The organism is Priestia megaterium (genome assembly GCF_046599315.1).
Lineage (GTDB): Bacteria > Bacillota > Bacilli > Bacillales > Bacillaceae_H > Priestia > Priestia megaterium_F.
Window position 1 is genome coordinate 958018 of record NZ_JBKIKC010000001.1, and the last position, 14298, is coordinate 972315.

16 protein-coding genes are annotated in these 14298 nt (G+C 39.0%); all 16 read right to left on the reverse strand.

The window, feature by feature from the left end; translation table 11 throughout:
* Positions 1 to 54 precede the first annotated feature (54 nt).
* Positions 55 to 2130: a type I DNA topoisomerase gene (topA, locus tag ACLHDF_RS05295; protein WP_413917922.1), complete on the reverse strand. Its 2076-nt coding sequence runs from the start codon at positions 2128 to 2130 to the stop codon at positions 55 to 57.
* A 154-nt stretch (positions 2131 to 2284) separates the two neighbouring features.
* Entirely contained in the window at positions 2285 to 3166 is an 882-nt protein-coding gene (dprA, locus tag ACLHDF_RS05300) for a DNA-processing protein DprA (RefSeq protein ID WP_413917923.1), read from the reverse strand.
* Positions 3167 to 3229: 63 nt separating this feature from the next.
* Complete coding sequence (sucD, locus tag ACLHDF_RS05305; protein ID WP_013058889.1) at positions 3230 to 4132, reverse strand: succinate--CoA ligase subunit alpha; 903 nt, start codon at positions 4130 to 4132, stop codon at positions 3230 to 3232.
* An 18-nt stretch (positions 4133 to 4150) separates the two neighbouring features.
* A complete protein-coding gene (gene sucC, locus ACLHDF_RS05310) occupies positions 4151 to 5311 on the reverse strand; it encodes an ADP-forming succinate--CoA ligase subunit beta (RefSeq protein ID WP_251391036.1) in 1161 nt (386 codons plus the stop codon).
* 369 nt (positions 5312 to 5680) lie between these two features.
* Entirely contained in the window at positions 5681 to 6448 is a 768-nt protein-coding gene (locus ACLHDF_RS05315; protein ID WP_413917924.1) for a ribonuclease HII, read from the reverse strand.
* A 106-nt stretch (positions 6449 to 6554) separates the two neighbouring features.
* Positions 6555 to 7421, reverse strand: coding sequence for a ribosome biogenesis GTPase YlqF (gene ylqF / locus ACLHDF_RS05320; RefSeq protein WP_413917925.1), 867 nt, complete (start codon positions 7419 to 7421; stop codon positions 6555 to 6557).
* A 21-nt stretch (positions 7422 to 7442) separates the two neighbouring features.
* Complete coding sequence (gene lepB, locus ACLHDF_RS05325; RefSeq protein ID WP_014458421.1) at positions 7443 to 7994, reverse strand: signal peptidase I; 552 nt, start codon at positions 7992 to 7994, stop codon at positions 7443 to 7445.
* Between the two features lie 174 nt (positions 7995 to 8168).
* Complete coding sequence (rplS, locus tag ACLHDF_RS05330) at positions 8169 to 8513, reverse strand: 50S ribosomal protein L19 (RefSeq protein ID WP_013084808.1); 345 nt, start codon at positions 8511 to 8513, stop codon at positions 8169 to 8171.
* Between the two features lie 161 nt (positions 8514 to 8674).
* On the reverse strand, positions 8675 to 9415 hold the full coding sequence (gene trmD / locus ACLHDF_RS05335) for a tRNA (guanosine(37)-N1)-methyltransferase TrmD (protein WP_413917926.1): 741 nt from the start codon (positions 9413 to 9415) through the stop codon (positions 8675 to 8677).
* Positions 9415 to 9927 (reverse strand): ribosome maturation factor RimM, encoded by a 513-nt coding sequence (rimM, locus tag ACLHDF_RS05340; protein ID WP_413917927.1) that lies wholly within the window; start codon positions 9925 to 9927, stop codon positions 9415 to 9417. The genes trmD and rimM overlap by 1 nt, the downstream gene beginning before the upstream one ends.
* A 12-nt stretch (positions 9928 to 9939) precedes the next feature.
* The gene (locus ACLHDF_RS05345) at positions 9940 to 10323 is read right to left on the reverse strand and encodes a YlqD family protein (protein WP_413917928.1); all 384 of its coding nucleotides are present in this window, start codon (positions 10321 to 10323) and stop codon (positions 9940 to 9942) included.
* A 147-nt stretch (positions 10324 to 10470) separates the two neighbouring features.
* Positions 10471 to 10701, reverse strand: coding sequence for a KH domain-containing protein (locus ACLHDF_RS05350; RefSeq protein WP_013058898.1), 231 nt, complete (start codon positions 10699 to 10701; stop codon positions 10471 to 10473).
* Between the two features lie 11 nt (positions 10702 to 10712).
* Complete coding sequence (rpsP, locus tag ACLHDF_RS05355) at positions 10713 to 10985, reverse strand: 30S ribosomal protein S16 (RefSeq protein ID WP_013058899.1); 273 nt, start codon at positions 10983 to 10985, stop codon at positions 10713 to 10715.
* Between the two features lie 136 nt (positions 10986 to 11121).
* Complete coding sequence (gene ffh / locus ACLHDF_RS05360) at positions 11122 to 12465, reverse strand: signal recognition particle protein (RefSeq protein ID WP_413917929.1); 1344 nt, start codon at positions 12463 to 12465, stop codon at positions 11122 to 11124.
* Positions 12466 to 12477: 12 nt separating this feature from the next.
* A complete protein-coding gene (locus ACLHDF_RS05365; RefSeq protein ID WP_025750337.1) occupies positions 12478 to 12810 on the reverse strand; it encodes a putative DNA-binding protein in 333 nt (110 codons plus the stop codon).
* A 464-nt stretch (positions 12811 to 13274) separates the two neighbouring features.
* Positions 13275 to 14273 carry a signal recognition particle-docking protein FtsY gene (gene ftsY / locus ACLHDF_RS05370; RefSeq protein WP_413917930.1) on the reverse strand — a complete coding sequence of 333 codons (999 nt, stop codon included), beginning with the start codon at positions 14271 to 14273 and terminating at the stop codon, positions 13275 to 13277.
* Between the last annotated feature and the right edge of the window lie 25 nt (positions 14274 to 14298).

Genomic DNA, 14298 nt, shown 5'->3' on the forward strand with positions numbered 1-14298 from the left:
CTTATATAACTGCTATTTTTAAATTTAAAGTGTGGGAATTCATCCCATTCTCTTTTACTGCTGAGCTTCCTCTTTATAATCACAACTTGTACAGACGACTTGAGTTCCTTTTTTCTGTTTCTTCTCTACAAGCAGATTTTCACATTTTGGACATTTTCTTGCAATCGGCTTATCCCAAGATACGAAATCACAGCTCGGGAATCGATCACAACCATAAAATGTACGCTTTTTCTTCGATTTTCGCTCCACGATATTTCCTTCTTCACATTTCGGACACTTCACACCAATTTCTTTTACAATTGGCTTCGTGTTGCGACAATCAGGAAAATTAGAGCATGCCATAAATTTTCCGTAGCGCCCCATTTTGTATACCATAGGTGAACCGCATTCTTCACAGTCTTCTCCGGCCGGTTCATCTTTAATCTCCACTTCGCGCATTTCTTTTTCAGCATGTTCTAAGCGTTTTTCAAAATCACTGTAAAATTCGTCAATAACACGCACCCATTGAACATTACCATCTTCCACTTCATCCAAATCATTTTCCATTTTAGCTGTAAACTCTACATCTAAAATTTCCGGAAAAAACTCCAATACAAGCTCTAGTACAATTTCTCCAAGTTCCGTTGGAACAAAACGCTTGTTATCGAGTGCTACGTACCCGCGCTTTTGAATGGTGTCAAGTGTTGGAGCATATGTAGATGGTCGGCCAATGCCTAGCTCTTCTAATGTCTTGACTAAACGAGCCTCTGTGTATCTTGGCGGCGGCTGTGTGAAGTGCTGCTTTTCATCAATGTCCTTAGAATAAGCTACTTCTCCTTCTTCTAAGTCTGGAAGAAGATTTTCTTTTTCCTCTACTTGATCATCATTGCCTTCAACATACACTTTCATAAAGCCTGGAAATTTAACTTTTGAGCCGTTCGCTCTAAATGTTACGTCTCCATTTTTCAAATCTACAGCCATCGTATCCATAATAGCAGGTGCCATTTGACTAGCAACGAAACGCTCCCATACTAACTTATACAATCGATACTGATCACGTGATAGGAACTCTTTTACCTCTCCTGGTTTACGAAGAGCTGAGGTTGGACGAATCGCTTCGTGGGCATCTTGCGCGTTCGAATTTTTCTTTTCTTTACGCTTTTCTGTTGCCACAAACTGATTTCCATATGCGTTAGTAATGTAATCTCTAGCTTCTGTTTGAGCTGTTTCTGAAATACGAGTAGAATCGGTACGCATGTATGTGATAAGACCTACTGTACCTTCTTTACCTAAATCAATTCCTTCATATAACTGCTGTGCAATCATCATTGTTTTTTTCGCTCGGAAGTTCAGTTTCCGCGCTGCCTCTTGTTGCAATGAAGACGTGGTAAAAGAAGGAGCTGCATTACGCTTTCGCTCACGTTTTGTTACTTTAGAAATTGAAAATTCATTTCCATCTAACTGTTTAACAATGTTGGTTACATCATTTTCATTCGATAGCTCTACTTTTTTTCCTTGATATTCGATCAACTGGCCTTCGAACTGGTCGTTCCCTTTTTGAAAAGTAGCTTTTACCGTCCAGTATTCTTCTGGTATAAACTTTGCAATTTCTTTTTCACGATCAATAATTAACCGCACTGCAATCGATTGAACTCTTCCAGCACTTAATCCTTTTTTTACTTTTTTCCAAAGCAATGGACTGATGTTGTAGCCAACCAGCCTGTCGAGAATACGACGTGCTTGTTGAGCATCTACTAAATCCATATTAATTGCTCGTGGATGTTTAAAAGATTCTTTAATCGCTTCTTTTGTAATCTCGTTAAATACTACGCGACAATCCGATGTAATATCTACATCCAAACTGTGTGCCAAGTGCCATGCAATCGCTTCTCCTTCACGGTCTGGATCGGCTGCTAGGTAAATCTTTTTTGCTTTTTTAGCCGCTGTTTTTAGCTCTTTTAAAACCGGGCCTTTCCCGCGAATTGTAATATATTTCGGATTGTAATCCTGTTCAATATCAATTCCCATTTGACTTTTAGGTAAATCGCGAACATGTCCCATCGATGCTTTCACTTTATATTTCTTTCCTAAATAACGTTCAATTGTTTTAGCCTTTGCAGGCGATTCTACAATTACTAGGTAGTCAGACATCTATTTGTTCCTCCTCAAGAGGTAGAATAAAATCTTCATTATTATTAAATATTTGGTTCTTGTTTGTCAAATGTCCAAAAGAGAAGTCATACGATTTTACTACGTATCTCACTAGTATTTCATACCATGCAAGAATATGACTACTTTGAAACATTCATCTTATATACATCATTTCATCTGTAATATCAGCAGCGCTTTGCACAAGTTTTGCCCCTAATTGGATTAACTTATTCGTTCCACATGATGTTTCTTCAAAAATAGAACCCGGTATGGCAAATACTTCTCTTCCTTGTTGAAGCGCCTGGTCGGCAGTAATAAAAGATCCACTTCTTTCTTTTGCTTGCACCACCAAAGTGCCTCCTGTTAATCCGCTAATGATTCTGTTTCTGCGAGGAAAAAACCATTTTGTTGGCTTCATAAACGGGGCATATTCAGAAAGTAGCAAATGATGCTGCGCAATTTCTCTTGCTAAATTTTGGTTTCCTCTTGGGTAAATATTATAAAACCCTCCGCCTAAAACTGCAATCGTTTTAGCTTTTTCAGCAATAGCGAGTTCATGAGCAGCCTGGTCGATTCCTAGAGCTAGTCCACTTACAACGACAAATTCTTCATGCAGCATCGGCTTAACAATATGAGTCAGAGCTGCAGTTCCATATGAAGTAGGCTTCCTTGTTCCTACAACGCTTAAGCTTGCCGGAGCATGTAAAAGAGATACGTTTCCTCTTGCAAATAGTACCCAAGGCGGATCATAAATATGGCGCAAAAGCTCAGGATATTCATCATCTAAGATGGTAACACATTCAATATTCTCAGCGTCATATTTATCTAGAATATCTCGTATTGGAATAGTTTGCAAATCTTTTTTTATTTGATTAGCACGTTCAATCGAGAGAGTCAATAGTTTTTGAAGCTGTGATGGAGAGTACTCGTAGAGATTTTGTAATGAAGAATTCTGTTGAAGTAGCGTAAAAATTTGTTTCCAATTAACAGATGGACAATGTGCTAAATGAATTAATTTTTCCCGTAAACCAGACATTCTACAATCTCCTTTTTAAATGGACAAAATAGCCCCCGATCAAAGGAGGCTATATGTCTTCTATTAATGAGTCTTACACTGCTCGTAAATGCCTTGTTCTTTTAACACTTTAATAAGTGTTTCTCCCATAACAGATGGTGTTTCAGCTACTTGGATACCACACTCATTCATTGTTTTGATTTTTTCAGAGGCTGTCCCTTTACCACCTGAAATAATAGCACCAGCATGGCCCATACGTTTTCCTGGAGGTGCTGTTTGACCGCCAATGAAGCCGACAACAGGTTTTGTCATATTTGCTTTTACCCATTCTGCCGCTTCTTCTTCTGCCGTACCGCCGATTTCTCCAATCATAATCACGGCATACGTATCTTCATCTTCATTAAATGCTTTTAATACATCGATAAAGTTTGTCCCATTCACTGGGTCACCGCCGATACCAACAGCTGTTGATTGACCAATACCAGCCTCAGAAAGTTGATGAACAGCTTCATATGTTAATGTACCAGAACGCGAAACTACACCTACATGACCTTTTTTGTGAATGTACCCTGGCATAATTCCAATTTTACATTCTTCCGGTGTAATAACACCTGGGCAGTTAGGTCCTACAAGGCGCGTACGTTTTCCTTCCATATAACGCTTTACTTTTACCATATCTAATACTGGAATACCTTCTGTAATACAAATAACTAAATCTAGATCTGCGTCAACTGCTTCAATGATGGAGTCAGCTGCGAATGCTGGCGGAACATATACAACAGAAGCCGTTGCGCCTGTTTTTTCTTTTGCCTCGGCAACCGTATTAAATACCGGTACACCTTCCACTTCTAAACCGCCTTTACCTGGCGTTACGCCACCAACAATTTTCGTTCCATATTCTAACATTTGTTGTGTATGAAAAAGGCCAACTCCGCCTGTAATTCCTTGTACAATTACTTTTGTATCTTGATTAATAAATACGCTCATTCCTATCCCCCAGCCTTTCTATTTCACTAGTGAAACGATTTTTTGTGCGCCGTCTGCCATAGATTCAGCAGCTGTGATATTTAAGCCTGATTTTTGTAAAATTTCTTTTCCAAGTTCAACGTTTGTTCCTTCTAAGCGAACAACTAATGGAAGGCTTAATCCAACTTGTTTCGTTGCTTCGACAACACCTGTTGCAATAACATCACATTTCATAATCCCGCCGAAAATATTAACGAAAATGCCTTTTACGTTTTGGTCAGATAAAATAATTTTGAATGCTTCTGTTACTTTTTCAGCAGTTGCGCCGCCCCCAACATCTAGGAAGTTAGCAGGGTCGCCTCCGTAATGCTTAATAATATCCATCGTTGCCATCGCTAAACCTGCACCGTTTACCATACAACCGATATTACCATCTAGTGAAATGTAGCTTAAATCGTATTTAGATGCTTCGATTTCTTTAGCATCTTCCTCTTCAAGGTCACGATATTCAAGAATATCCTTTTGACGATAAAGCGCATTCGAATCAAAGTTTAACTTCGCATCCAATGCCATAACGTCTCCGTCACCTGTTACAACAAGAGGATTAATCTCTGCAATTGAGCAGTCTTTTTCAACAAATACTGTATATAAACCCGTCATAAATTTAACTGCTTTTCCAACTAATTCTTTTGGAATATTGATATTAAATGCAAGTCTGCGAGCTTGGAATGCTTGTAAACCAATCGCAGGATCTACATATTCTTTAAAGATTTTTTCAGGCGTTTTTTCCGCCACTTCTTCAATTTCAGTTCCACCTTCTTCAGAACCCATCAATACAACTTGAGACGTTGCACGATCAAGAACTAAACCGATGTAGTATTCTTTCTTAATATCGCATCCCTCTTCAATTAACAAGCGCTTAACTTCTTTTCCTTCAGGGCCTGTTTGATGCGTTACGAGGGTCTTTCCTAAAATATCTTGTGCATATGTACGAACTTCATCTAAGTTTTTTGCTACTTTGACACCGCCCGCTTTACCGCGTCCACCAGCATGGATTTGTGCTTTCACCACTGATACTTGTGAACCTAATTCCTTTGCTGCTTCAACCGCCTCTTCAACAGTAAAAGCTACTCGACCGTTTGGTACTGCAACCCCATATTTTCTGAGTAGTTCTTTTCCTTGATACTCATGGATATTCATTTCCCATCCTCCTAACATAATCAACCACAAAACTATACTGCACAAAATAGACTGCGCTTTCATTGTATAAAAATAATTGTCTAATTGTCTACTATTCTAGTGAAAAATATTGAAATAATAAGAAAATTGATATTTTTATGGAGATAGTACTTAACCATACCTTATGAAGTTGATGAGACTCTGCAGACGTTAAACATGTGGTTAATCATGTAAATTGACCTTTATAGCTAAAGCAAACTGTGAGGGAAAACATTCACGAACTTTACCCAATGCAATATCTCCACTTAAATAGGCTACATTCTTTTTGAGCCTAAAATCCCGCGCGTGAAACATGCGCTAAAAAGCAGAGATATACACGGGTAGCATGTTCTATTTCACTTGGTTTTTTATCGGGGCAAAAGATCGGCGATGTTCTGGCAAAATCCCATATTGTTCGATGGCTTCTAAATGTTGTTTTGTTCCATATCCCATATGTTTTTCGAATCCGTATGCAGGATAGCGTTCAGCAAGTTCTTTCATCATTCGATCTCGCGTCACTTTTGCAATAACAGAGCTTGCAGCAATCGAAATACTTGTAGCATCGCCTTTAATGATTGACTGCTGCGAAATAGGCACGGGCAGCTTCATCGCATCAATAAGCAGTTCATCAGGCTGAACGGCTAGCAGTTCAATTGCTTCAGTCATTGCCTTTTTTGTTGCTTCATAAATATTAATAGAATCAATTACCTCTGCACCTATAATGCCTATACCAATAGCAACAGCTTTTTCACAAATTTTCTCATAAAACTCTTCTCGCTTTGCCTCTGATAACTTCTTTGAATCTGTCAGACCAGGGAGAAAAAAATCAGAGGGCAAAATAACAGCAGCTGCTACTACCGGTCCTGCTAGCGGTCCTCTTCCTACTTCATCTACTCCGGCAATATAGGTTGCTCCTTGACTGTATAATTCGTTTTCATATGTCATCATCTCATCAAACTGTTTCTTTAGGCGCTCAGCAGCTTCAAATTGCCTTTGTTTTTGAATAATAACCTGCTGCACACCTTTACGTTCATCTTGAGCATATGCCTTAAATAAAGCATCCTCTGGACTGCTCACTTGCTTTAGTTTCTCTTTTATTTCCTTAATACTCTTTTTCATTAGCTCCACCTTCTTTATATCAACTTTTTCGCACGGCACCTTTATATAAAAAACGCCTCATGCTAAAAAGGCAGAGGCGTTTTTGTTTCAGTTTGCAATGTGTTGCTTACAGCTGTTGGTCAGCTTCATTTGGATCATCAAAAGTAAAGGTGCCAATTTTATCCGTTCGAATTTCTCGAAGAACAAGCTCAGCTGTTTTATCGTAATCCACCATGCCGCCACCCATTAAACAGCCGCGGCGCGATCCGATTGCATCAAACAGCTCTACAATATCTTCAGGGATTTCAGTTAAATCATAACGCTGCTTTAACTGTTCCGGGTAATGACTAGATAAGAAGCGTAGAGCATAAACAGCGACATCTTGCATATTTAAAATAGTATCTTTAATAGCACCCGTTGTCGCAAGCTTATATCCAACTGTTTCATCCTCAAACTTCGGCCACAAAATACCAGGTGTATCAAGCAGCTCCAGCTCATTTCCTACCTTAATCCACTGCTGTGCTTGCGTCACACCTGGACAATCCCCGGTCTTCGCAATTTTTTTGCTGGCAAGTCGATTAATCAGCGTCGATTTACCGACGTTAGGAATCCCTACAATCATTGCTCGAATAGCGCGGGGTTTTTTAACTCCTTTTGCGCGCATACGGTCAAACTTCTCTTGAAGAAGTTCTTTGGAAGACGAAACAATTTGTTTCATTCCTTTACCTGCTTGTGCATCAATAGCCAAGGCATAAATACCTTTTTCTTTATAATAATCTAGCCACTGCTGAGTAACGCGCGGATCAGCTTTGTCCACTTTATTCAGCAATACGATTCTTGGTTTGTTCACGATAATCTCATCAATCATTGGATTTCGCGATGATTGCGGAATGCGTGCATCAACCAGTTCGTATACAATATCAATTAATTTTAGCTTTTCAGTTACTTGTCTTCTGGCCTTGGCCATATGACCAGGGAACCATTGAATTGTCATATTTTACTCACCTTTTATTTTTTACTTTGCAAAACGTGCTTCTTTAATTGGCCAGTATACGGCACTCGTTTTCCCAAGCACCTTGTCCATGCTCACAAAGCCAATCTGACGGCTATCTTTACTGTAACGTCGATTGTCCCCCATCACGAACAAATAACCTTCTGGCACGGTTTTTTTACCGGTTACGTCTTCTAGTTTAAAATCTTCGGTTAAATTACCGTCAATCACTTCTTTTTTATACTGATCTAAATAGGGCTCTTTATAAGCTTTTCCATTCACATACAGCGTATCGTTTCGATACTCAATATGATCACCCGGTAGTCCGATAATACGTTTTATGTAATCTTTTTCCTCTGTAGCATGAAAAACAATAATATCAAAGCGATCAGGGTCACCAATTTTATAGGAGAACTTATTTACAATCATTCGATTTTGATCATGCAACGTAGGCATCATAGAAAGTCCATCTACTACAATCGGTGCAAACAAAAAATAGCGAATTACAACAGCTAACAGTACGGCAATGGCGATTGCTTTTATCCATTCCCATAGTTCATTTTTCTTTCGAGCCATCTTTAGTCCTCCAACTCTTATGTCGTACCTTTATTTTAAACGATAATGTTTGAAACGCCTAATTAATAGAATAAAAAATGATGACTTGTGCGTCTATTTTTACTGTCAGAGAACGAATCGTTCTAAAAAAACATTTGAAAAAAGGAGCTTGTATGAACAAGCTCCCCTTTACTATTATCGAATTTCTTTAATACGCGCAGCTTTACCACGTAATTCACGTAGGTAATAAAGTTTCGCACGGCGTACTTTACCGCGGCGCATTACTTCGATTTTTGCAATTTTTGGCGTATGAAGTGGGAATGTACGCTCTACACCTACACCGTAAGAAATCTTACGTACTGTAAATGTTTCGCTGATACCACCGCCACGACGCTTAATAACAACACCTTCAAATACCTGAACACGTTCACGAGTACCCTCAACGATATTTACGTGTACACGTACAGTATCACCAGGACGGAACGTAGGAAGATCTGTTTTTAATTGTTCTTTTGTAATCTCTTCGATTAATTTTTGCATCGCGTGTTTCAACTCCTTCCAACAGACGCTCATAACAATGCTTTTCAATCATTGCAGCGGAACATCGTTATAGGTGACCAGACATCTGCCCAAGCCACAAAATCTATCTTAGCACACTCTTATACCGTATGCAACAGGGTTTATGCATAAATTTTACGGATTTATAAAAGCTGATTTTCTTCTTTTAATTGGGACAACAGTTTCTTTTGCTCTTCGGTTAACTCCATTTTTTCAAGCATATCCGGTCTTCGAAGCAATGTTCGCTTTAAAGACTCTTTTTGACGCCACTGTTCAATTTTTTTATGATTTCCTGACATAAGTACTTCAGGAACTGTTAAGCCTCTAAAATCAGCAGGACGCGTATAATGCGGGTGTTCTAGTAAACCCGTGCTATGTGAGTCCTGTACAGCTGAATGATTATTGCCAAGCACATCAGGAAGCAGGCGAACAACACTATCGATCACTACCATTGCCCCAAGCTCTCCTCCGGTTAATACATAGTCACCAATTGAAATTTCATCCGTTACCAACTGCTCACGAATTCTTTCATCATACCCTTCGTAATGACCGCAAATAAAAATTAGATGATCTTCTGCTGCTAGTTCTTCTGCTTTTGCCTGCGTATAGCGTTCACCTTGGGGACAAAGCAAAATTATGCGGGGCTTTTTAGCTGTTTCAGTAAGCTTTTCTACGGCGTCAAAAATAGGCTGCGGAGTCAATACCATTCCAGCACCTCCGCCGTACGGATAATCATCCACGTTTTGATGTTTGTTCGTAGAATATTCTCGGAAATTAACCACATTCAGTTCAACCGCATCTTTTTCCTGTGCTTTCTTCAAAATTGATTCACCAAAAACACCATCAAACATAGAAGGAAATAACGAGAGTACATCAATTTTCATTAGTCCAATAACCCTTCCATTACTGTAATAACAATCTCTTTTTCATCTACGTCAATAGATTGTACAACATCGTCGATATAAGGAATAAGAACTTCTTTTCCACCTTTTTTAACGACCCACACATCATTAGCTCCCGGTGTTAAAATTTCTTTGACCTTTCCTACCTCTACACCGTCTTCTGTCTTTACCGTGCAGCCAATAATTTCATGGAAATAGAATTCACCATCTTCTAAATCTGTTAGCTGCTCTTCAGGAATTTTCACTTCGCAGTTTTTGTACTGCTCAACATCATTTACATTGTGATAGCCTTCGAATGTAAGCAAATCAAAATTTTTATGCCTACGGTGGCTTGCTACAGTTACTTCTACCGGCTCGCTTTGTTTTTCTTTGAAGATATAAAGCTTATTTCCTTTTTCATAGCGCTCATCAGCAAAATCCGTAGTTGATACAACACGAACTTCTCCTTTTACACCATGGGTATTCACAATTTTTCCAACCTTAAACCATTTCATGCTTCTTCACCTCTATCTAATCTCAACAACTTTGCTATCTTTTATAATAATTGTTTTACTTTCTTTTATCTTTCCCCAATCATCACCGATCTTTACCTCTACTAAGGCATCTAGTTCAGTTTCAACAAGTTCGCTCCCTAAAGGAAGCTTTTCTAATTGCGTCAGCTGAAAGTTCAACACTTCAATTTTTTCAAGGCGAGCGGATCTTTCTTTTTTAAATTGACTATGTAATAAGGATGAACCTTTATTGGCTTTTTCCATGTGCTTTAACTGAAATTTCAGCTGTTCTATTTCCTTTTCAAGCGCCTGCTTACGGTTTACAAAACGATTTTCAAGATCTTGCTTGCTTGCTTCAGTTAACACTTGTTTCACAACCACTTTTTGAATAATGTTCAAAACGTTCCCTCCGCCCTCAAAATAATGACTCTGTGCTTTTTGCATGCATATTGAATAGCTGCTTGGTCGCAAAAGACTTACTGTGATCAAAAGGTTCATCTTATCATAACATAAAAAAAGGGCGAGGTTATCCCTCTCCCTTTTTGATTACTCTTGAATTTTCACATACACTTTTTTACCTTGCTGTGATGCTGCTGCATTCACAACAGTTCGAATCGCTTTTGCAACGCGGCCTTGTTTGCCAATTACTTTGCCGACATCTTCTTGGTGAACAGTAAGGATGTACGTCACTTGACGTTCATCTTCTTGTTCTTCCACTTTAACATCAGCAGGGTAATCAACAAGCGGCTTTACAATTGTTTCGATTAGTGATGTCATCTTGAGTGAAATTATTTTCCTAATTTAGCATTATGGAATTTTTCCATGATGCCTTCGTTAGAGAAAAGGTTACGAACTGTATCAGATGGTTTAGCACCATTTTGTAACCATTTAAGAGCTAGCTCTTCATCGATTTTAACTTCAGCTGGTTGAACTACAGGATTGTAAGTTCCAACTACTTCGATGTAACGTCCATCACGTGGTGAACGAGAGTCTGCTGCTACGATACGATAGAAAGGAGATTTTTTAGCTCCCATACGTTTTAAACGAATTTTTACTGCCATTTTATAAAGCACCTCCGAATATGTTTCAACAAGATAATATAATATCAAATAGGTAAAATGTTTGTAAAGGTTTTTTTCTTAACACTAGAAAAATATTTTATTTCTTTTGGTTTTTCAGTCCAAATCAAGCATTTTATCATGAAAAGAATGGAAGTTTCATACCCTTTTTCTTGCCTTTTGACATATTTGTCATTTGTTTCATCATTTTTTTCATGTCTTCAAATTGCTTAAGCAAACGGTTAACTTCTTGCACAGAACGTCCGCTTCCTTTTGCAATACGCTTTCTTCGACTTGCATTAATGATTTCAGGGTTTGTTTTTTCCGCTTTCGTCATAGAACGAATAATTGCTTCTACATGATTAATTTGCTTTTCATCAACCTGCAGATTTTTGAGCCCCTTTACTTTATTGGCGCCAGGAAGCATACCAATTAACTCATCAAGCGGTCCCATTTGACGCACTTGAGCAAGTTGATCTAAAAAGTCATCAAATGTAAATGACTGCGTGCGCAGCTTAGCTTCAAGCTCTTTTGCTTTTTCAGCATCTACATTTGCCTGAGCCTTTTCGATAAGCGTCAGCATATCACCCATACCTAAGATACGGGAAGCCATACGCTCTGGATGGAATGCCTCAATAGCATCCATTTTTTCTCCAAGACCGACAAACTTAATTGGTGTATCCGTTACTGCACGAATAGAAAGCGCTGCACCACCGCGAGTATCGCCGTCTAGTTTCGTTAATACAACTCCAGTTAATCCTAATTGCTTATTAAAGCTATCCGCAACGTTTACTGCATCTTGACCCGTCATCGCATCGACAACAAGGAAAATTTCATTAGGGTTAGAAAGCTCTTTAATCTGTTCTAACTCCTCCATTAGATTTTCATCAACATGCAAACGTCCCGCTGTATCAATTAATACATAATCGTGATGCTCTTCTTTTGCATGAGCAATCGCTTGTTTCGCAATCTCCACAGGACTTACTTGATCACCTAATGAAAAAACAGGCATGCTAAGCTGTTTTCCTAGTGTTTCAAGCTGTTTAATAGCTGCTGGACGATAAATATCTGCTGCTACAAGCAATGGATTACGGTTATATTTTTTACGTAATAAATTGGCAAGTTTACCAGTTGTTGTTGTTTTACCTGCACCTTGAAGTCCAACCATCATAATTACAGTTGGAGCTTTTGGAGCTACCGCAATTTTACTTTGCTCTCCGCCCATAAGTGCAGTTAATTCTTCTTGTACAACCTTAATAACTTGTTGTCCAGGCGTTAAGCTCTTAAGAACGTCTTGACCTACAGCACGTTCGCTTACGCGCTTAACAAAGTCTTTTACTACTTTAAAGTTTACATCGGCTTCTAAAAGGGCAAGTCTAACTTCACGCATCATTTCTTTAACATCAGCTTCGTTAACTTTTCCTTTTCCTTTTAACTTTTGCAGTGTGCTTTGCAAACGGTCGGCTAATCCTTCAAATGCCATATACGCCGCCCCCTAATCTAATTTCTCGAGCGAATCAAGAAGAGAAGAAAGCTTGCTGTTCTTGTGTAAATCAGCTGCAAGTTCGTCTTTCAGTTGTTGAACAATTGATTGACGCTCTTGAAACCGTTGAAATAACAATAGCTTTTCCTCATATTGTTCAAGCATTTGCTCTGTACGTTTTATATTATCATAAACTGCTTGACGACTCACATCAAATTCTTCCGCTATTTCACCGAGGGAATAATCATCCAAGTAATAAAGTGACATATAACTTCTTTGTTTGGGCGTTAACAGCGCCTGATAGAAGTCAAATAAGTAATTCATTCTTGTTGTTTTTTCGAGCATATGCACGCTCTTTTCAACCATCTGACCGCCCCCTTGTTAAGTGAAAAGCCTTTACATGTTAATAGTTTAACTAGGCTAGGTTTGAATGTCAAGTTTTTTCCTTAACACCTGTCATTTTCTTCGTTAAAATATATTGAGACATAACTACATCAATTCAATCTAAAGACAAGCAAATAAAGTAAATGAACTCGTATGAATCACTGGTTACACCGCTGTTGATTTTCGTGCAAGACTTCGCTTTTCGCGGGCGGCCGATGAGCCTCCTCGTCGCTTACGCTCCTGCGGGCTCTCCCCCCTTCCGCTTTTCCCTCAAGAGTCTTCGCCTTGCTCTCCAATCAACAGCTAGAAGCCACTGCATACATGAAACCTCCGTTCACCATCACCATAAAAAAATCCGAACGAGTTTGATTCATCGTTCGGATCTTCCACCAACTAAACTACTTTTGTCGCAGCCTCTTTAAAGATTATGCCTCTTTTTCTGCTTCTTCTTCTACAGCATTGGCAAATAATCCATAGATATATTGCTCAGTATCAAACGGCTGAAGATCGTCTACTTTTTCTCCAAGACCAACGAATTTAACGGGAAGCTTCAGTTCGTTTCGAATGGCAAGAACAATTCCGCCTTTAGCTGTACCATCTAATTTCGTTAACACAATTCCCGTCACGTTTGTAGCTTCTGAGAATGTTTTAGCCTGACTTAAAGCGTTTTGGCCTGTCGTTGCATCAAGCACAAGGAGTACTTCATGAGGAGCACCGGGAATTTCTCGCTCAATAACACGCTTTACTTTTTCTAATTCTTTCATTAAATTCACTTTGTTTTGAAGGCGCCCTGCTGTATCACATAGTAAAACATCTGCTTTTCGAGCCTTGGCTGATTGAACAGCGTCATACATAACAGCGGCAGGGTCAGAACCTGCGGATTGCTTAATAACATCAACACCAACGCGCTCTCCCCATACTTCTAACTGCTCAATCGCACCGGCACGGAATGTATCACCTGCTGCCATTACTACTTTCTTGCCCTCTTGCTTAAATTTATGCGCAATTTTCCCAATAGTTGTTGTTTTTCCAACGCCGTTTACCCCTACAAACAAAATAACCGTTAAATCATTTTGCTGCATATTCAGTGCACCAAGCTGCTCTTCACCAGATTCATAAATATCAATTAATTTCTCGGAGATGACAGCCTGTACATCTTGAGGGTCCTTGATGTTCCGGCGTTTCACTTCCGACTTTAAGTCATCAATTAAATCCAACACGGTAGCCACACCGACGTCAGCACTAATTAAAATTTCTTCTAATTCCTCGAAAAACTCTTCGTCTACTTGACGATAGCGAGATACTAAATCATTAACGCGTTCTGAAAAAGAATTGCGCGTTTTTGATAGTCCATCTTTAAATTTTTGTGTAACAGAATCCGTTTGCATTGTAATTTTTTCTTTTAGTTTCTTAAAAAAGCTCATTCGTACCACCCTTTCATTCTATGAG

Bases quoted from the DNA above. Each gene is read 5' to 3' on its own strand.
- topA (WP_413917922.1), bottom strand. From the start codon at position 2,130: ATGTCTGACTACCTAGTAATTGTAGAATCGCCTGCAAAGGCTAAAACA.
- dprA (WP_413917923.1), bottom strand. From the start codon at position 3,166: ATGTCTGGTTTACGGGAAAAATTAATTCATTTAGCACATTGTCCATCT.
- sucD (WP_013058889.1), bottom strand. From the start codon at position 4,132: ATGAGCGTATTTATTAATCAAGATACAAAAGTAATTGTACAAGGAATT.
- sucC (WP_251391036.1), bottom strand. From the start codon at position 5,311: ATGAATATCCATGAGTATCAAGGAAAAGAACTACTCAGAAAATATGGG.
- ACLHDF_RS05315 (WP_413917924.1), bottom strand. From the start codon at position 6,448: ATGAAAAAGAGTATTAAGGAAATAAAAGAGAAACTAAAGCAAGTGAGC.
- ylqF (WP_413917925.1), bottom strand. From the start codon at position 7,421: ATGACAATTCAATGGTTCCCTGGTCATATGGCCAAGGCCAGAAGACAA.
- lepB (WP_014458421.1), bottom strand. From the start codon at position 7,994: ATGGCTCGAAAGAAAAATGAACTATGGGAATGGATAAAAGCAATCGCC.
- rplS (WP_013084808.1), bottom strand. From the start codon at position 8,513: ATGCAAAAATTAATCGAAGAGATTACAAAAGAACAATTAAAAACAGAT.
- trmD (WP_413917926.1), bottom strand. From the start codon at position 9,415: ATGAAAATTGATGTACTCTCGTTATTTCCTTCTATGTTTGATGGTGTT.
- rimM (WP_413917927.1), bottom strand. From the start codon at position 9,927: ATGAAATGGTTTAAGGTTGGAAAAATTGTGAATACCCATGGTGTAAAA.
- ACLHDF_RS05350 (WP_013058898.1), bottom strand. From the start codon at position 10,701: ATGACATCACTAATCGAAACAATTGTAAAGCCGCTTGTTGATTACCCT.
- rpsP (WP_013058899.1), bottom strand. From the start codon at position 10,985: ATGGCAGTAAAAATTCGTTTAAAACGTATGGGAGCTAAAAAATCTCCT.
- ffh (WP_413917929.1), bottom strand. From the start codon at position 12,465: ATGGCATTTGAAGGATTAGCCGACCGTTTGCAAAGCACACTGCAAAAG.
- ACLHDF_RS05365 (WP_025750337.1), bottom strand. From the start codon at position 12,810: ATGCTCGAAAAAACAACAAGAATGAATTACTTATTTGACTTCTATCAG.
- ftsY (WP_413917930.1), bottom strand. From the start codon at position 14,273: ATGAGCTTTTTTAAGAAACTAAAAGAAAAAATTACAATGCAAACGGAT.